We start from the raw sequence: 16,963 nt of genomic DNA, 5'->3' as shown, positions 1-16,963 counted from the left end.
GGCCGTGGGCGCGCTGGCCGACGCGGCAAGGCCCTGCGCGGCGGCCTGGGGCGGCAGCGCGGCGGCAGCGGCGGCCAGCGCCAGCGCGGCGCGCACGGCGTGGCGCAGGCGCGTCTGTCGCATCTGGCGCGGCGGCGCGTCCGCTAAAGTTCGGGAGCCGCTTGCGCGGCCGGCGGGAAGATAAGCCATGGTCGTCCTTTCGATCCAACGGGTATCGGCATTCGTTTGCCTATACAGACCATGACCCGCGTGATCGGCGAACCGGACAGCGCATCCGCGGGTAATTTGTAACGGTGGCGATCATGCCGCCGAATCGCGCGGCCCGATGGTCACCCAATAGGGCGTGCGGTAGCGCACTTGCACCGGCAAGGTAGCGGGCAAGGCGGCCAGCACGGCGTCGGTATAGGCCAGCTGGAACGCGCCCGAAATGCGCAGATGAGCCACGTCCGGATCGCAGCGCAACACGCCCTGCCGATAGCGGCCCAGCTCGCGCGCGAAGGCGTCCAGGCGCATCTGGCCGGCATGCAGCACGCCGCGGGTCCAGTCGCCGGCATGCGGATCGGCGGGCGCGGGGCCAAGCGCGCCGGTCGGGGTCAGGGTGCCCTGCTGGCCCGCCGCGATATCGACCATGCGGCCGGCCCGGCCCGCACGTACCCGGCCTTCCTGCACGCTTATCTGGCATTGCACGCCATCCTGGCGGACGCAAAAGCGCGACGGCGGCGCTTCGATATCGCCCAGCGCCGTGCGCACGACGAACGGGCGCGCGCCGGGCTGCGCATCGGCCACCGCGTGCACGGCCATTTCACCCGCTCGCAATCTCACCAAGCGGGTGGAGGCGTCGAAAGCCACGTCTACCGCGCTGGCCGTATTCAGTTGCAGCGTGGACCCATCGGCCAGCGTGATGTCGCGCCGCTGCCCCGCGCCGCTGCGGTAGTCCGCCGTCCAGTCCAGCGGGTCGGCGCGCCATGCGGCCCAACCCACCGGGCCAGCCACGATCAACGCCACCAGGGTTTTCAGTGCCGCGCGGCGCGGCTTGAGCTCGGGTCGATTCAGGGTGGCCATGCCCAACGCGGACGGGATCAGGCCAAAGCGTTCGTTGACGCGCTGTGCGCGCTGCCAGGCGTGTTCGTGTTCCGCCTTGCTGGCGCGCCATTGATCGCAGGCGCGCACGTCGGCGTCGGTGGCGCGGCCCGAGCCCAGGCGCAGCAGCCAGCGCGCGGCCTCGCGCGCCACCTGGCGTTCGACGGCGGGCAGCTCGCCGCCCGCGCTGTTCAACTGACCGCCATGATGCATTGCTCGAACCCCCGGGCGATATAGCGGTGCACCGATCGCAGCGACACATTCAGGCGCTGCGCGATGTCGGCATGGCTAAGGTCTTCCAGCTGCGCCATCAGAAAAGCCTGCCGCGCGCGCAGCGGCAGGCCGGCCAGCATTTCGTCGATTTCTTGCAGGGTTTCCAGGATGATCAGGCGCTGTTCGGCCGGCGGCGCCAGCCGTTCGGGCATCAACGCCAGGGCTTCCAGGTAGGCGGCTTCGATGCAACGGCGCCGATGGTGATTCAGCATCAGGCGCTTGGCGATGGTCGTCAGATACGCACGCGGTTCACGCAGCGCGTCCAGTTCGTGGCGGTGGCGCAGCACGCGAACAAACGTGTCCTGCGCCAGGTCGGCCGCGTCGAAGGCGTTGCCCAGCTTCGCGCGCAGCCAATTTTGCAGCCACCCATGGTGGCTGCGGTACAAGCATTGGACGGTGTCGCCAGAGGCGAGCACGGGGTTAGGCACGAGGGGCTCCCAGAACGCTAGATTACAAATACAAATCAATCTCATTCTAATTGCAAAGACTGCGCTTCCGTCAAGTAGGGTGAAACGCGGGCGGGGAGATATCATCGGCACACATCTGCCGCGCCCCGCGGCCGCATAACGACTCGGGCTGACTCCATGTTCTATAGCGTCTTGACATTCATCCACGTGATGGCCGTGATCCTGTGGGTAGGCGGCATGCTGTTCGCGCACTGTTTTCTGCGGCCGGCGGCCGCGAAGTGGGAACCCAAAGCGCGCCTGCCGCTGATGGCCTCGGTGCTGGGACCGTTCCTGAATACCGTGCTGGTGGCCATCGTGCTGATCTTGCTGACCGGGATGTCGATGATCGGGCAGGCGGCCAGCCAGGCCGCCCAGACTGGCGGCAAGTTCTTCATGCCGCTGAACTGGACGTTGATGGCAACCGGTGGGCTGGTGATGATGGCCATCTTCGGCCACATCCGCTTTGTGCTGTACAAGCGGCTGGCCGGCGCCGTGGCCGCGTCCGACTGGCCGCGCGGCGGCCAGGCCATGGCCGCCATCCGCCGCTGGGTGGGCGTGAACTTGGTGTTGGGCATCGTTGTGGTGGGCACCGCTTTCCTGGCTTGATAAGCGGGCAACTCGAACCTATCGAAACGACCGCGCCCGCTATCGGGATTCTTTCGCTTGGTGCAATACCCCGTACATCACCGGGGGCCACACTGCCGGAAGACTCTCGCGGGTCACGTCAACAACGATAGGGAAACCCCATGATCAAACGTGCATTGCACCTGGCCGCCGCCGGCCTGTTCGCCACCTCGCTGGCCGCCGCCTTTTCCGCGCATGCCGCCGACAACATCGACAACAGCGCGCTGGACAAGCCGGAATTTCGCGACCACAAGGCCACCTACGGCGTGGTCTACCGCCTGCCGCAAACGGTCAATGCCGTGCTGGACGCCAAGGTCAATGGCGTGCTCAAGCAAGACCTGTTGGCGCTGGGCCTGAAGACCGAGGCCGACACGCCCAACCTGCCGCACGTGACGGTTGTGCACATCCATAGTGCTGACCCGGCCACCCCGGCCCGCATGCTCAAAGCCTTGCCCAAGCCGCCCGCGCCGCTGGCCGTGACGTTGAAAACGTTCTACCCGACCGAAGCCGCCAAGGGCGCCGGGCATCCGTGGTGGCTGGACCTGGGCGTGGTCAAAAGCGGCCAGGGTTTTGAAGACATGATGCGCTACAACACCGTGGCCACCGCCGCCCTGGCCCCGCTGCGCGACGGCCCGCTGCCGCGCGTGACCGGCCCCGTCTACGCCAAGATGAGCGAGGCCGGCCGCGAGCTGGTCAAGACGCTGGGCGTCAGCGGCGTCAACAGCATGCAGGACGGCAAGGAAGTGCGCGCTCACAACCCGCACACCACGCTGGTCTACAGCATGGCGCGCTACGACACCCGCCTGCAAGACGCCATGAAGCAGGAAGCGGACAAGTTCAACGCCGTGCTGCCCGACGGCATCGCCACCACGTTCAAGGACGTGTCGATCGTGGAAATCGGCTTCGCCGGCAACGTGGTGCGCGAGATCTATCGCGTCAGCCTGGAAGACGGTTCGGTCATCGACGTGGCCACCGGCAAGAAGATCGGCAGCTGATCGGCAGCTGATCGCGGGCGGGCGCGGGCGGGCGCGGACCGGCGCCGACCGGTGCGGGCGGCGCGGGCAACATGCGCCCGCCGCTGCCATTTCATGGCAGCATTACGCCGTTACCGCCACGCGCCCTTTTCATGTCCCGCACCGAACGCCTTCTGGACCTGCTTCAGACCCTGCGCCGCCACCGCCTGCCGGTCAGCGGCCAACGCCTGGCCAGCGAAATGGGCATCAGCCTGCGCACGCTGTATCGCGACATTGCCACGCTGCAATGCCAGGGCGCGGAAATTGAAGGCGAGCCCGGCGTGGGCTATGTGCTGCGGCCCGGCTTCATGCTGCCGCCGCTGATGTTCAGCACCGAAGAGATCGAAGCACTGGTGCTGGGCACGCGCTGGGTGGCGGGCCGATCCGACGAACGGCTGGTCTTGGCGGCGCGCAACGCGCTGGCCAAGATCGGCGCCGTGCTGCCGCAGGAACTGCGTGACGAACTCGATGCCATTCCGCTCTTGGTCGGCCCCAGCGCCGCCACGGTGGTCGACCGGGTCGACGTGGCGCTGATCCGTCAGGCGATACGCGCCGAACACCGGCTGCACATTACCTATCGCGACGACAAGGGCCTGGATTCCGCGCGCGTGATCTGGCCGTTCGCGCTAGGGTTTTTCGATAGCGTGCGCATCGTCATGGCCTGGTGCGAACTGCGCCAGGACTTCCGCCATTTCCGCACCGACCGCATCGCCACGCTGACCCCGGGCGAACGCTATCCGCGTCGTCGCCACGTCCTGTTGAAAGAGTGGCGCGCAATTGCGCATGGGTCACAAGACTGCTGATGCACACTACTGCCAAAATCTGACAGTGCCCCTGCCTACCATGAGCGCATCAACCCCAAGGAGCGCCTCATGACCGACAGCAACTACGTCCTTTTCTACGTCGAAAAACCCCAGGCCAGCGCCGCGTTCTACAGCGCGCTGCTGCAACGCCAGCCCGTCGAAAACTCGCCCACCTTTGCCCTGTTCGTGCTGGACTCCGGCTTGAAGCTGGGCCTGTGGTCGCGCTACACCGTCGAGCCCGCCGCCGCCGGACGCGGCGGCGCGTCTGAACTGGCTTTTTGCGTGGCCGACGCCGACGCGCTTAACCAGCGCCATCGTGAATGGAGCCTGCGCGGCCTGCCCATTCTGCAAGCGCCCACCGACATGGATTTTGGCCGCACCTTCGTGGCGCTGGACCCCGACGGCCACCGCCTGCGCGTGTTTTCACCCTTGGCGCAAACGGCGGCCCCCGCACAAGCCGCGCAGGTGGCCGAGGCCCCCACCGGCGGCTGAACCCGCAAGGCCGGCTGCCGGGCCGGCCCGGGTTCAGCCGCGCTGCTCGCCAGCTTGAAGCGCGACCGATTCGGCGCGCTTCTTGAACAGCACCCCGTACAACACGGCCAGGATCACCAGGAATGGCACGCCAAACACCAGCGTCATCTTGAAGACGTTGGTGTAGTAGGTGGTGACCAGGATGGCCAGCATCGCCACCGCGCCCAACAACGTCAGCACCGGAAAGCCTGGCATGCGGAACGACAGCGCCCCGCCCCCTTCCCTGGCCCAGCGGCGCCGAAAGAAGTAGTGCGTGATGAAGATCATCATCCAGGTGAACAGCGCGCCGAACATCGAAATGGCCATCATCAAGGTAAAGGCCGTGTCGGGGACCATGACCTTGAGCACCACGGCAATGGCGATGCCGCTGGTGGACAGCAGCAGCGCGTTCAGCGGCGTGCCGCTACGCGTAAGCCGGCCGAACAACGACGGCGCGTGACCGGCGCGCGACAGGCTGAACATCATGCGCGTGGTGATGTACAGCTGGCTGTTCATGGCGGATAACGCCGCCACCAGCACGATGAAGTTGATGACGCCCGCGGCGCCGGGGATGTCCAGCGCCAGCATCACCTTCACAAACGGGCTGCCTTCCTTGCCGGCTTCGTTCCAGGGCACGATGGCCAGGATCAGCGCCAGCGTCAGCAGGTAGAACACCACCAGCCGCACGATAGTGGCGCGAAACGCCTTCTTCACGGCGCGCTCGGGGTCTTCGGCCTCGCCGGCCGCCACGGCGATCATTTCGACGCTCAGGTAGCTGAAGATCGAAATCACCACCGCGACCCACATGCCCCACAGCCCGTTGGGAAAGAAGCCGCCGTGCGCCGTGTATTGCGCCACGCCGTACTGCGGGTTGCCCCACACCACGTACGCGCCCAGGATGATGAAGGCGACGATGGCCGTGATCTTGATGGTGGAAAACCAATATTCAATGGTGCCGAACGCCTTGACGCTCATGGCGTTGACCAGGATCAGCGCCCCGGAAAACACGCACACCCACAGCCACCCGGGCACATCGGGAAACCAGAAGTGCATGTATTCGGCCACCGCCGTGACCTCGGTGCCCACCGCCAGCACCACGCAGGACCAGTACGCGTAGCGCACCAGGAAGCCGGCCAACGGGCCGATGTAGTGCTCGGCGTAGGCGCCGAACGACCCCGAGGTGGAATGCGCCACCGTCATTTCGGCCAGGCAACCCATCAGCAGCAACGTGATCAGCCCGCCGATGGCGTAGCTGATGATGACGCTGGGCCCGGCGAAACCAATGGCGAATTTACTGCCCAGAAACAGGCCCGTGCCCACGGCCCCACCGATGGCGATCATGCTCATCTGGCCCGAGGTCAAGCGCCGCTTGAGGCCTTGTTCGCGTTCGGCGATTTGGCCGAATCCTTGTGGTTTTTTCATTGTCTCCTGCCTTGTTGTCTTGTCCGTTGCCGCCTTGCTTTATCGGCGGGGCCGGCGTTGGGCCGGCCCCGCAAGGTCGGGCACGCTCTATGGCGTTCAGGTCACGGTCGAACGTTGCTGGTATTCCGGCTTGTCCCAGGCGCGGGTGTCGAGCACGTCTTTCAGGATGTCCACGGCGTCCCACACGTCGGCATAGCCGAAGTACAGCGGCGTCAGGCCGAAACGCAGGACCTCGGGTTCGCGGTAATCGCCGATCAGGCCGCGCGCAATCAGTGCCTGCATGACTTCGTAGCCATTGGGATGCAGGAAGCTGACGTGGCTGCCACGCAGCGCGTGATCGCGCGGGGTGACGAGCTTGAGCGGATGGGCTGCGCAGCGTTCTTCGACCAGCTTGATGAACAGGTCGCCCAATGCCAGCGACTTTTCGCGCACCTGCGCCATGTCGGCCGCCTTGGCCACGTCCAGGCCGCATTCCACCAGGGACAGCGACACGATCGGCTGCGTGCCGCACAGGTAGCGGCGGATGCCGCCGGCCGGTTCGTAGGCCACGGCCATGTCGAACGGGCGCGTGTGGCCCCACCAGCCGGACAGCGGCTGCCAGAAGTCCTGGGTGTGGCGCGGCGCCACCCAGATGAAGGCCGGAGAACCCGGGCCGCCGTTCAGGTACTTATAGGTGCAGCCAACGGCGAAGTCGGCATTGGCGCCGTTCAGGTCCACCGGCACCGCGCCCGCGGCATGGGCCAGGTCCCAGATGGTCAGCGCGCCGCGCTGGTGCGCCAGCGCGGTCACGCAGGCCATGTCGTGCATCTGGCCGCTGCGGTAGTTCACGTGCGACAGCAGCATCACGGCAACCGAGTCGTCCAGCGCCTTGTCCAGCGGCAGGTCGGCGTCGATCAGGCGCATTTCATAGCCCTGCTCAAGCAGGTCTATCATGCCCTGGATCATGTACAGGTCGGTGGGGAAATTGTCGCGCTCGGACAGGATGACGCGGCGCGACGGCTGCTTTTGCTGCTGGATGCGCAGGGCGGCGGCCAGCGCCTTGAAGATGTTCAGCGAGGTGGTGTCGGTAACGACCAGTTCGCCTTCGCGCGCGCCCAGCAGGCTGCCCAGCTTGTCGCCCAGGCGCACGGGCAGTTCAAACCAGCCGGCGGTGTTCCAGCTGCGGATCAGGTCTTTGCCCCATTCCTGGGTGATGACGCCGGCGGCGCGGGCGGCAGCGCCCTTGGGCATGACGCCCAGCGAGTTGCCGTCCATGTAGAGCACGCCGGGCGGCAGCTCGAAGCGGTCTTTCAGGGAGGCCAGGGGGTCTTTCCGGTCTGCGGCGACGCAGTCTTCGCGAGTCGTCATGCGATGCTCCTTCGGGCAATATGCTGGGAACAGGATAGCAGCGCGGTAGTGCCGAAAAATTGCAAAGCCGGGCGTGGCTTACCCTAGAATTCCGCATTAAATTGCACGCATAGCCCGTTTTTAGAATTGGATTGCACCATGCACCTAGACGCCATCGACCAGCGCATCCTGTACCGTTTGCAAGAGAACGGCCAGCTCAGCAACCAGGACCTGGCCGAGCAGGTGGCGCTGTCGCCGTCGGCCTGCCTGCGCCGCGTGCGCGCGCTGGAAGAAGGCGGTTTTATCCGCAACTACCGTGCGGTGCTGGATGCCGACAAGCTGGGGTTCGAGCTTGAAGCCATTGTCCATGTGTCGCTGGACCAGTCGCGCCCCGGGTGGCACGAGGCCTTTCTGGCCGGCATCGCGGCGCATGACGAGATCACGGAAGCCAGCATCGTGACGGGCGCGTCCAACTACATCTTGTTGGTGCGCACGCGCAATCTGGCGGCGTTTTCGCAGTTTGTCGAAGACAAGCTCAGCAAGATCGCGGGGGTGCGCGACCTGTGTTCGCATATCGTCATGCGCAAGGTCAAAGACCGGGGCGGCATGCTGCCGCTGGCGGCGTGGCGCTAGGCCGCACCAAACTTTAGAAAGCCGAATACCGTAACGAAATGGCAGGCCGAGCCGCCCATGACAAACAAGTGCCAGATGCCGTGGGCATGGCGCCAGCGCTTGTCATTGACGTAGAACAGCGTGCCGACGGTGTAAGCAGCCGCCCCCGCCAGCAGCCAGGCCAGGCCCGCTGACGACAAGGCGCCCGCGATGGGCGCGGCAAACATCACGCCCAGCCAGCCCATGGCCAGGTATAGCGGCAAGGCCGGCGCCGCCCCGCGCGCCCACCATAGCTCGCGGCTGATGCCCACGGCGGCCAGCAGCCAGATCGCCACGCCCATGGCCGCGCCCCAGGCATGCTGCACCGGCCCGAACGCCAGCGGCGTGTAAGTGCCGGCAATCAACAGATAGATGGCGCAATGATCGGCCTTGGCCCAGCGCGCCTTGTAGCGGCCGCGCGTGCAGTGATACAGCACCGACGACGCATAGACCGCGATCATCGACGCCGCGAATACCGCGCTGCTGATGACCTGCCGCGCGTCCACCTTCAATTCTGTCGCGCGCGAAATCAGCGCGCCGGATGCCGCCACCGCCAGCGCCAGGCCCGCCAGATGCGTGGCGCCATTGAATCGTTCGCCTTTGTACATGGGTGTCCTCTCGCAACGCCGAAGCCGCATCGGCGCCCCGCCATGATCGGCCCGCGATGTGACAGATTGACGTCACCGGGGTCGGGCAGCGGACAGCAAGCAGCAGGCCACGGACAGCGAACAGCGGACAGCGGCCGGGCCGGCCACGCCGGCCCGCGCCATGCGGGCAACCATCAAGCGACGAAGTCCACGGCGGCGGGAAACCCTTCAACGGCACGCGCCGCCAGGATGGCGCGCTGCACGGCGATGGCCATGGCCTCGGCAGCCATGACGCCCAGCAGCATCACGTTGCCGGGCTTGCCGGACGTGCCGGTGCCCAGTGCGAAGATCGTGTCGCCATCCAGCATGGTGTGGATGGGGTTGATGCTGCGGGCCAGGCCGTCATGCGCCATGCCCGCGATTTTCTGCGCCTGCGCCTTGGTCAGCGTAGCGTCGGTGGCCACCACGCCGATGGTGGTGGCCGTGCCGGGGCGCATGGATCGCGGCAAGTCGCCGGCCAGGATGGCCGCCCGCGTATCCAGCAGCTGTTTGCCGTCGGCCGTGCGCGCACCCGCCAGGATGCGGCCGGCGGCCGGGTCCAGCACGTCGCCCACCGCATTGACCGCCACGATGGCGCCCACGGTCACGCCCGCTACCGTCAGCGACGCGCTGCCCAGCCCGCCCTTCATGGCGCGCTGCGGCCCGTACAACTTGCCGACGGTGGCGCCCGCGCCCGCGCCGACATTGCCTTCTTCGGGCGCCTCGGTGGACGCCGATTTGCACGCCTGGTAGCCCGCCGCCGCATCCGGCCGTATCGACGCGTCGCCCACGCCCAGGTCAAACAGAATGGCCGACGGCACAATCGGCACATGGGCCACGCCCACGTCGAAGCCGATCTTCTTTTCTTCCAGATAGCGCATCACGCCGGAGGCCGCATCCAGGCCGAAGGCGCTGCCGCCGGACAGCACGATGGCATGTACTTTTTCCACCATGTTGACGGGATTGAGCAGGTCGGTTTCGCGGGTGCCCGGCGCGGCGCCCCGCACATCGACTCCGCCCGTGGCACCCGCCTCGGCAATGATGACCGTGCAGCCGGTGGGGCGGCGCGTGTCGGTGTAGTGACCCACGCGCAGGCCCGCGACGTCGGTGATGCTGCCCGACCCGGGCATCCGCGCCGAAGTCTTCGCGCCCTGCGCCTGCACGCCCCCGGCAAATGCCGCCGCGCCCGCGGCCGCTGCCATGAATGCCCGCCTGTTCCATCGCTGTTGCACGCCGATCTCCGTTCAGATACCGATAGCTGGAAAAATGCCGACCGCTGACGGGCGATCGGACACCTGTTAATGACTCGTGGCTATATTTTTACTATTCCTTATGCTTTGTGGAAAAATAGACGCGTTGCTAGAGTGCGGCTACGACGGAGGGCATACAACTTGCGGTGCCCTCCCCAATGACACCGATCTTCCGGAGCATTGCCATGAAACTCTTCCGCTCACTGTTCATCGCCGGCCTTATCCAGGCCGCCGCCTTGGCCCCCGCCCACGCCCAATCCGGCCTGGACCAGATCAAGTCCGCGGGCACCTTCAAGATTGGCACCGAAGGCACCTACGCCCCGTTCACCTTCCACGATGCATCGGGGCAGCTTACCGGTTTTGACGTGGACATTGGGCGCGCCATCGCCGAACGCCTGGGCGTGAAGGCGCAGTTTGTGGAAGGCAAATGGGACGGCCTGATCGCGGGCCTGGACGCCAAGCGCTATGACGCGGTGATCAACCAGGTGGGCATCACCGATGCGCGCAAAGCAAAATACGACTTTTCCGATCCGTACATCTCGTCGGCCGCCGTGCTGATCGTGCGCGACGACAACACCACCATCAAGTCGTTCGACGACCTGAAGGGCAAGAAGTCCGCCAACACGCTAACCAGCAATTTCGGCAAGCTGGCGCAAAGCCATGGCGCGCAAGTGGTGGCGGTGCAAGGCTTTAACGAAGCCATCGACCTGTTGACCTCGGGCCGCGTGGAAGCCACCGTTAACGACAACCTGTCGTTCCTGGACTTCAAGAAGCAAAAGCCGAACGCCAAGGTCAAGATCGCGGCCACCGACAAGACCGCCGAATTCAGCAATTCAGGCGTGCTGATCCGCAAGGGCAACCCCGAGCTGCAAGCCGCCATCAACAAGGCGCTGGCGGACATCAAGGCCGACGGCACCTACAAGACCATTTCGGTCAAATACTTTGGCACGGACCTGTCGGCGCAGTAAGCCGCGCGCACGCTCATGACGCTACCTACCTGGCTACAGGCGGTGATGCCGGATTGGCTGCTGGCGCAGATCGGATCCTGGACCGTGCCCGCCTGGGTGCAGCTGATGGCCGATTCGTTCTGGCCGTTGCTGCATGCCGGGCTGGTGTTCACCGTTCCGCTGACCTTGATGTCGTTCGCGCTGGGCCTGGCGCTGGCCTTCGTGGTGGCGTTGATCCGCCTGTTCGGGCCCGCGCCGCTGGTGGCGCTGGTGCGCTTTTATGTCTGGCTGATCCGGGGCACGCCGCTGCTGGTGCAGTTGTTCGTCATCTTCTACGGCCTGCCCAGCGTGGGCATCGTGCTGGACCCCTTGCCCGCCGCGCTGATCGGCTTCACGCTGAACGTGGGCGCGTACAACTCCGAAGTGATACGCGGCGCCATTGAATCCATCACCAAGGGCCAATGGGAAGCCGCGTATTCGCTAAGCATGACGCGCGGCCAGGCGCTGCGCCGCACGATCCTGCCGCAGGCCGCGCGCGTGGCGGTGCCGCCGCTGTCGAACTCGTTCATTGCGCTGGTCAAGGACACGTCGCTGGCGGCGGTGCTGACCGTGCCCGAGATTTTCCAGGCAGCGCAGCGCATCGCGGCGGTCACCTATGAACCGCTGATCCTGTACACCGAAGCCGCGCTGATCTACCTGGTGTTCAGTTCCGTGTTGTCGGCCGCGCAGGTTCGGCTGGAGCGGCGCTTCGGCCAGCATGCGGTGTTTTCCGAGAAGACGCGATGATACGGCTGCAAAAGATCGAAAAAGCATTTGGCGGCAATCCGGTGCTCAAAGCGGTGGACGTGTCCATCGCCGAAGGCAGCGTGACCGCGCTGATCGGCCCGTCCGGCAGCGGCAAGAGCACGCTGCTGCGCTGCGTGAATCTGCTGGAAGTGCCGGACCGGGGCACGCTTACCCTGGGGCCGGAAACGGTGCAGTTCGAGCCGGGCGTGAAGCTGGCGCGCGACCAGGTGCAACGCGTGCGCAAGCAGACGGGCATGGTGTTCCAGAACTTTCAGCTGTTTCCGCACCAGACGGTGATCGGCAATGTGATGGAAGGTCTGCTGACGGTACAGAAGTGGCCGCTGGACAAGGCCCGCGCCCGCGCCGAAGAATTGCTGAAAAAAGTGGGCATGGCCGAAAAGGCCGACGCGTGGCCGGCCAATTTGTCGGGTGGGCAACAGCAGCGCGTGGCGATTGCACGCGCCCTGGCGCCGGCGCCGCGCGTGTTGCTGTGCGACGAGCCCACATCCGCGCTGGACCCGGGCCTGGCGGCCGAAGTCGTGGACGTGTTGCGGCAGCTGGCTTCCGAAGGCATGACCATGTTGATGGCCACGCACGACCTGCGCCTGGCGGCCAGCGTATCGCGCGAGGTGGTGTTCCTGCTGGATGGCGTGGTGGTTGAAGCAGGCGAATCCCGCACGATCTTCTCGCGCCCCGAAGACCCGCGCACCGCCACGTTCATTTCCACGCTGACACAGGACGCCGGCGCGTAGAAGGCGGCGCGCGGCTAGCCGCGCGCGGCTAGCGGTGCGCGGCCAGCGGCGCGCGGCTAGCGGCGGACGGCTAGCAGGTGCACGGCTGGCAGAGTTGCGGCGATCAGACGCAAGGCCGCCCGAAATACGGGCGGGTCCCGCCCTTCCGCCGTCGCCCTGGTCCACTATCGCGGAGGCAGATTCCCCGCCGGGTCCACCGCCTGACCGTCGTAGCGCAGTTCAAAGTACAGCCCGACCTGCTTGCTGTCGCTATTGCCCATTTCGGCAATCTTCTGCCCCTGCTTCACGCTTTGCCCTTCCTTGACCAGCAGCTTGCTGTTGTGCGCGTAGATACTCAGGAAGCTGGCGTTGTGCTTGACGATCACCAGATGCCCGTAGCCCCGCAAGCCGCTGCCCGAATACGCAACGGTGCCACCCGCCGCCGCCACCACGGGCGTACCCGAGGAATTTGAAATCACGATGCCGTTCGAGCCGCCGCCGTCATAGCCGCGCGTGACCTTGCCCTGCGCCGGCCACACCAGCGAAATTGCCCCCGGTGGCGCCGTGCGGCGTTTGCCGCCCGATGGGGAAGACCGCGACGTGGACGCCGGCTTCGATGCCGACTTGCTGGGCGTGGACGTGCGCGCCTGCCCGGCCGGTGGCTCGACGCGGAGCACTTGTCCGACTTCGATGCTGTTGGAATTGGACAGGCTGTTCCAGCGCACCAGATTGCTGACCGAGGTGCCCTGCTTGCGCGCGATCTGCGTCAGCGTGTCGCCCGATTGCACGCGGTAGTAGCCCGGCTGGACCTTGGTGGTGCCGCAGGCCGACAACAGCGCAGCCAGCAGCACAACACACAGGCCCATCCATATACGATTGCGCGACCACGTTCGCGGGGCGCGCGCAGAAGGCGGCGAGGCGGTCGCAAGAACGGGCACGGACAGAGTCGGGGCGGACAAGGAAAGCACTGAAACCTGGGGCACTGAGGTAGGGGTTCAACAGGGTTTGAGGGTCGGGATGGCGCAACTGCGTTCAAGGGTACCAAGATTTTTAAACGGCCGGTGGCGGCGCGATGATGCAGGGGGGCGCCGTGGTCGCGGGCGGGCACATGCCCATGCCCTGGCGCGCTCGGCCAGCCCCCCCCGCCACGCCCGATGGTCCGCGCAGCCATCGACTAGAATGCCCGCTATGTCCGAAATGTCCCGCCTCTTACGCTTCTCGGGCGCCACGCGCGCCCGGGTTGTGTTGTGGCTGGCGCTTTTGGCGCTGACGCTGCGCGCGTTGGTGCCCACCGGGTACATGCCGGACACGCGCGCCTTGCACGAAGGCCGCTTCGAAGTCACCTTCTGCTCGGCGGCCGGCGAGCTGTCCACGCTGGACCTCAAACTGGAATCGCCCGGCAACGAAGGCTCGGCGCGGCACGACGCCACTGAGACCGGCGCGCAATGCGCCTTCGGCCTGCTGGCGCACGTGGCGCCCGCGCCCACGCCCACCGTATCCCCAATCGTCGTGCCCACGGGCCGCCCGGCCCCGCCCGCGATTGCGTACCGGGCGCTGCCCCCGCTGGCCGCGCACGGCCCGCCGCTAGGGTCGCGCGCCCCACCCTCGCTGGTCTGATCCCGCCTGGTTCGCGCGGCAAATTGCCGCGCGCCCCGCCGACACGACCATCTTCGAGGTTTACATGCGTTTCCCCTTCTCGCGCGCGCCCCATGGCGCGGCGCCTTCCGTTGCGCTCTCCGTTGCATCTCCCGGCACATCCGGCCTCGCGGCCGCCGACGCGTCCTCTCGCCACCTCGGCCGGGCCCCCGACTCCCGCCGTCGCCTGCTGCTGTCTTGCCTGCCCCTTGCGGCCTTGACCCTGGCCGGCTGCGGGCCGGACGCCCCCAAGCTGCTGGGCATGGACCTGTCCGGCATGCCAACGGGCGACTTCCAATTGCAGGACGTCAACGGCCAATCGCGCACCCTGGCCGACTACCGCGGCCACCCCATCCTGCTGTTCTTCGGCTTTACCCAATGCCCCGACATCTGCCCCACGGCGCTGACCCGCGCCCTGGAGATCAAGGATCTGCTGGGCGCCGACGCCGACAAGCTGCGCGTGCTGTTCATCACCGTGGACCCGGAACGCGACACGCCGGAAATCCTGGGCGCATACACCAGCGCCTTCGACCCCGGCTTTGTGGGCCTGCGCGGCACCGCCGAACAGACGCGCGCCGCCGCCCAGTCCTTCAAGGTGTTCTATCAGAAGGTGCCGACCGGCTCGTCCTACACCATGGACCACACCGCGCTGACCTATGTGATTGACGCCAAGGGCAAGCTGCGTATCGCCCTGCGCCATGCGCAGTCCGCCGCCGAATGCGTGCAAGACCTGCGCACGGTGCTGTAAGGCCGCGCTTTGCAAGACGACCCCGGTTGGAAAGCCGGGAAATCTATATAAATTCTTAAAAGAAGAGATCCCATCATGAAGAACTTTTCGCTTCGCACGTTTGCCACCGCCCTGTCCCTGTCCGTGTTGGCCGGCGTCGCCGCCACCGCCCATGCCGCCGACGCCAGCAAGGCGACCGGCGCCAGCAACGCCCGCAACGCCAGCAATGCCACCAACGCGACAAGCAACGCCCCCGTAAAAGTCGAAGACGCCTGGGTGCGCGCCACCGTGCCCAACCAGCACGCCACGGGCGTCTTCATGCGCCTGACCTCGCCCGAGGCCGGCCGCCTGATCGCCGTGGAGTCGGACGCCGCCAAGCACGTGGAAGTGCACGAAATGGCAATGCAGGACGACGTCATGAAAATGCGCCAGGTCCCCGCTATCGCCTTGCCCGCCGGCCAGCCGGTGGACCTGAAGCCCGGCGGCTATCACGTCATGCTGATCGACCTGGCCCGCCAGATCACCCCCGGCGACCACATCGACGTGACCCTGATCGTGGAAGACGCCAAGCAGCAACAACACCGCGTGCCGGTGTCGGTTGAGGCCCGCGCGCTGAACGCCAAGGCCGGCGAGGCGCCCGCCAAGCACGGCCACTGAGGCGCGATGCACGGCGATTGACGCTCTATATATAGCGGTACGGACGACGCCCGGCTTTATTGGGGACGCACAGACCGCCCCGCCGTCAGCGTCGGCCGCTGAATCGCCATACAATGCCAGCACATCCACCGTCGGCGCCTGTCTCCAGGGCCGGCGGCAGCCGGCTTTCTACGCCGCGCGCTGGATGCCTGCGTTCCGCGCCGCCGGGCGCTTGACCCGCCGGCGGGCCCGCCGGCAACTCTGTGTCTGGATATGCCCGGTAGTTCCGCCTTTTCATTCCTGCGTACCCTTTGCAGCCTGCGCTGGCTCGCCATCGCCGGCCAAGCCGCCACCATCCTGCTGGCCAGCAGCGTGCTGGGCCTTGCCCTGCCGCTGGAGCCCCTGTGGATCGGCGTCGGCGTCCTGATCGGCTTTAACGCCTACGCCAGCCTGCGGCTGCGCCATCCCCGCGACCTGTCTCACGCCACGGCGTTCGGCCATTTGCTGGTGGACATGGCCGCGCTGTCCTGGATGATCGGCTGGAGCGGCGGCATCAGCAATCCGTTCGGCATGATGTTCCTGATCCTGACCGCGCTGGCGGCCCTGGCGCTGCCGCGCAACTGGGCATTGGCCGCGGCGCTGGCGGGTATTTCAGGCTATGCGGCGGCGGCCATCTTCGGCCAGCCCCTGCGCGGCGACGTCGATACGCACACCCTGCTGCTGTGGGGCCTGGGCGCCAACTTCCTGATTTCGGTGGTGGTCGTGCTGGTGTTTTCCACCCGCCTGGCTTCCGACCTGCGCGCCCGGGAGCGCGAGCTGGCCCGCCTGCGCGAACGCTTCACGCGCAACGAAGGCATTGTGGCCCTGGCCACCCACGCCGCCGCCATGGCCCACGAACTGAACACTCCGCTGGCCACCATGACCCTGCTGGCCGACGAAATCGCCGCCGAGGTCAAGGACGACGACCTGCGCGAAGACGTCTCCACCCTGAGTCAATTACTGGCCCTTTGCCGGGAACGCATCCGCAATCTTGCTGTCCCAACCGCCGTGGACCTGGTGCGCGTGGTGGGTCAATGGCGGCTGATCCGCCCGACGATCGACCTGAACCGTTCGGGCTCGTTGCCGCCCAGCCTGCGGGTGGACCCGGCGATTGCGCACCTGTTGCAGGCGCTGTTGAACAACGCGGCGGACGCCGGCGAGGCCGCCGACACGCCGCGCGTGGATTTGCATCTGGAATATGGCTATGGCGCCCTGCGTGGCGAAGTGCGGGATTACGGCCGGGGCTTCGACCCCGACCAGACCCTGCTGCCCGCAACCAGCCTGTTCAACAGCGGCAAGCCGGGAGGGTTGGGCGTCGGCCTGGCCCTGTCGCATGCCACCGTGGAACAGCTGGGTGGCGAAATGACCATGACCGCCGCCGTTGGGGGAGGCACCCGCATCCGCTTTTACCTGCCCCTGGGCAACCCCGGAACTTGAA

Annotated in this window: 19 protein-coding genes; 12 read left to right on the top strand and 7 right to left on the bottom strand. The window is 66.5% G+C overall.

All coding sequences use genetic code 11. The features are described from left to right. Positions 1–300: 300 nt before the first annotated feature. Together AC6LJY_RS24785 and AC6LJY_RS24780 are read right to left on the bottom strand one after the other, a co-directional pair. Positions 301–1,293: a FecR domain-containing protein gene (locus AC6LJY_RS24785; RefSeq protein WP_498136975.1), complete on the bottom strand. Its 993-nt coding sequence runs from the start codon at positions 1,291–1,293 to the stop codon at positions 301–303. Beyond that, positions 1,272–1,781: a sigma-70 family RNA polymerase sigma factor gene (locus AC6LJY_RS24780; protein WP_498136974.1), complete on the bottom strand. Its 510-nt coding sequence runs from the start codon at positions 1,779–1,781 to the stop codon at positions 1,272–1,274. The genes AC6LJY_RS24785 and AC6LJY_RS24780 overlap by 22 nt, the downstream gene beginning before the upstream one ends. 156 nt (positions 1,782–1,937) lie before the next feature. Here AC6LJY_RS24780 and AC6LJY_RS24775 point away from each other — a divergent pair, with 156 nt between their 5' ends. From AC6LJY_RS24775 to AC6LJY_RS24760, 4 genes are all read left to right on the top strand, one after another. Further along, positions 1,938–2,405 (top strand): CopD family protein, encoded by a 468-nt coding sequence (locus tag AC6LJY_RS24775; RefSeq protein ID WP_104145601.1) that lies wholly within the window; start codon positions 1,938–1,940, stop codon positions 2,403–2,405. Between the two features lie 140 nt (positions 2,406–2,545). Further along, positions 2,546–3,418 carry a hypothetical protein gene (locus tag AC6LJY_RS24770; protein ID WP_498136973.1) on the top strand — a complete coding sequence of 291 codons (873 nt, stop codon included), beginning with the start codon at positions 2,546–2,548 and terminating at the stop codon, positions 3,416–3,418. A 131-nt stretch (positions 3,419–3,549) separates the two neighbouring features. After that, the gene (locus AC6LJY_RS24765) at positions 3,550–4,239 is read left to right on the top strand and encodes a helix-turn-helix transcriptional regulator (RefSeq protein ID WP_046805246.1); all 690 of its coding nucleotides are present in this window, start codon (positions 3,550–3,552) and stop codon (positions 4,237–4,239) included. 69 nt (positions 4,240–4,308) lie between these two features. Beyond that, a complete protein-coding gene (locus AC6LJY_RS24760; RefSeq protein ID WP_046805175.1) occupies positions 4,309–4,731 on the top strand; it encodes a VOC family protein in 423 nt (140 codons plus the stop codon). Between the two features lie 33 nt (positions 4,732–4,764). Here the strand turns inward: AC6LJY_RS24760 and AC6LJY_RS24755 are convergent, their stop codons facing one another. Both AC6LJY_RS24755 and kynU read right to left on the bottom strand, forming a co-directional pair. After that, positions 4,765–6,171, bottom strand: coding sequence for an amino acid permease (locus AC6LJY_RS24755; protein ID WP_498136972.1), 1,407 nt, complete (start codon positions 6,169–6,171; stop codon positions 4,765–4,767). Positions 6,172–6,267: 96 nt separating this feature from the next. Further along, positions 6,268–7,518, bottom strand: a complete 1,251-nt coding sequence (gene kynU, locus AC6LJY_RS24750) for a kynureninase (RefSeq protein WP_498136971.1) — start codon at positions 7,516–7,518, stop codon at positions 6,268–6,270. Between the two features lie 138 nt (positions 7,519–7,656). Here kynU and AC6LJY_RS24745 point away from each other — a divergent pair, with 138 nt between their 5' ends. Further along, positions 7,657–8,130 (top strand): Lrp/AsnC family transcriptional regulator, encoded by a 474-nt coding sequence (locus AC6LJY_RS24745; protein ID WP_120156789.1) that lies wholly within the window; start codon positions 7,657–7,659, stop codon positions 8,128–8,130. Here the strand turns inward: AC6LJY_RS24745 and trhA are convergent. Beyond that, complete coding sequence (gene trhA / locus AC6LJY_RS24740) at positions 8,127–8,756, bottom strand: PAQR family membrane homeostasis protein TrhA (protein ID WP_219990957.1); 630 nt, start codon at positions 8,754–8,756, stop codon at positions 8,127–8,129. The genes AC6LJY_RS24745 and trhA overlap by 4 nt on opposite strands. 173 nt (positions 8,757–8,929) lie before the next feature. Then, a complete protein-coding gene (locus tag AC6LJY_RS24735) occupies positions 8,930–9,976 on the bottom strand; it encodes a P1 family peptidase (RefSeq protein WP_498136970.1) in 1,047 nt (348 codons plus the stop codon). Between the two features lie 233 nt (positions 9,977–10,209). On the opposite strand from AC6LJY_RS24735, the gene AC6LJY_RS24730 reads away from it, so the two are divergent. The 3 genes from AC6LJY_RS24730 to AC6LJY_RS24720 all read left to right on the top strand — a co-directional run bounded on the left by AC6LJY_RS24730 (position 10,210) and on the right by AC6LJY_RS24720 (position 12,509). Further along, the gene (locus tag AC6LJY_RS24730) at positions 10,210–10,992 is read left to right on the top strand and encodes an amino acid ABC transporter substrate-binding protein (protein WP_046805169.1); all 783 of its coding nucleotides are present in this window, start codon (positions 10,210–10,212) and stop codon (positions 10,990–10,992) included. Positions 10,993–11,076: 84 nt separating this feature from the next. Then, the gene (locus tag AC6LJY_RS24725; RefSeq protein WP_039884473.1) at positions 11,077–11,757 is read left to right on the top strand and encodes an ABC transporter permease subunit; all 681 of its coding nucleotides are present in this window, start codon (positions 11,077–11,079) and stop codon (positions 11,755–11,757) included. After that, a complete protein-coding gene (locus tag AC6LJY_RS24720) occupies positions 11,754–12,509 on the top strand; it encodes an amino acid ABC transporter ATP-binding protein (protein ID WP_498136969.1) in 756 nt (251 codons plus the stop codon). The genes AC6LJY_RS24725 and AC6LJY_RS24720 overlap by 4 nt, the downstream gene beginning before the upstream one ends. A 164-nt stretch (positions 12,510–12,673) precedes the next feature. Here the strand turns inward: AC6LJY_RS24720 and AC6LJY_RS24715 are convergent, their stop codons facing one another. Beyond that, on the bottom strand, positions 12,674–13,354 hold the full coding sequence (locus AC6LJY_RS24715; protein ID WP_314365308.1) for a peptidoglycan DD-metalloendopeptidase family protein: 681 nt from the start codon (positions 13,352–13,354) through the stop codon (positions 12,674–12,676). A 322-nt stretch (positions 13,355–13,676) separates the two neighbouring features. On the opposite strand from AC6LJY_RS24715, the gene AC6LJY_RS24710 reads away from it, so the two are divergent. The 4 genes from AC6LJY_RS24710 to AC6LJY_RS24695 all read left to right on the top strand — a co-directional run bounded on the left by AC6LJY_RS24710 (position 13,677) and on the right by AC6LJY_RS24695 (position 16,962). Continuing rightward, positions 13,677–14,105 (top strand): DUF2946 family protein, encoded by a 429-nt coding sequence (locus AC6LJY_RS24710; RefSeq protein ID WP_498136968.1) that lies wholly within the window; start codon positions 13,677–13,679, stop codon positions 14,103–14,105. 64 nt (positions 14,106–14,169) lie between these two features. Then, positions 14,170–14,871: an SCO family protein gene (locus tag AC6LJY_RS24705; RefSeq protein ID WP_485800846.1), complete on the top strand. Its 702-nt coding sequence runs from the start codon at positions 14,170–14,172 to the stop codon at positions 14,869–14,871. A 75-nt stretch (positions 14,872–14,946) separates the two neighbouring features. Further along, positions 14,947–15,507, top strand: a complete 561-nt coding sequence (locus AC6LJY_RS24700) for a copper chaperone PCu(A)C (protein WP_498136967.1) — start codon at positions 14,947–14,949, stop codon at positions 15,505–15,507. Between the two features lie 252 nt (positions 15,508–15,759). Beyond that, positions 15,760–16,962 carry an ATP-binding protein gene (locus tag AC6LJY_RS24695; protein ID WP_104145612.1) on the top strand — a complete coding sequence of 401 codons (1,203 nt, stop codon included), beginning with the start codon at positions 15,760–15,762 and terminating at the stop codon, positions 16,960–16,962. Position 16,963 lies beyond the last annotated feature (1 nt).

The sequence above is a fragment of the Achromobacter sp. RT286_PF genome (genome assembly GCF_059760425.1).
This window is presented reverse-complemented; position numbering and strand designations above follow the sequence as displayed.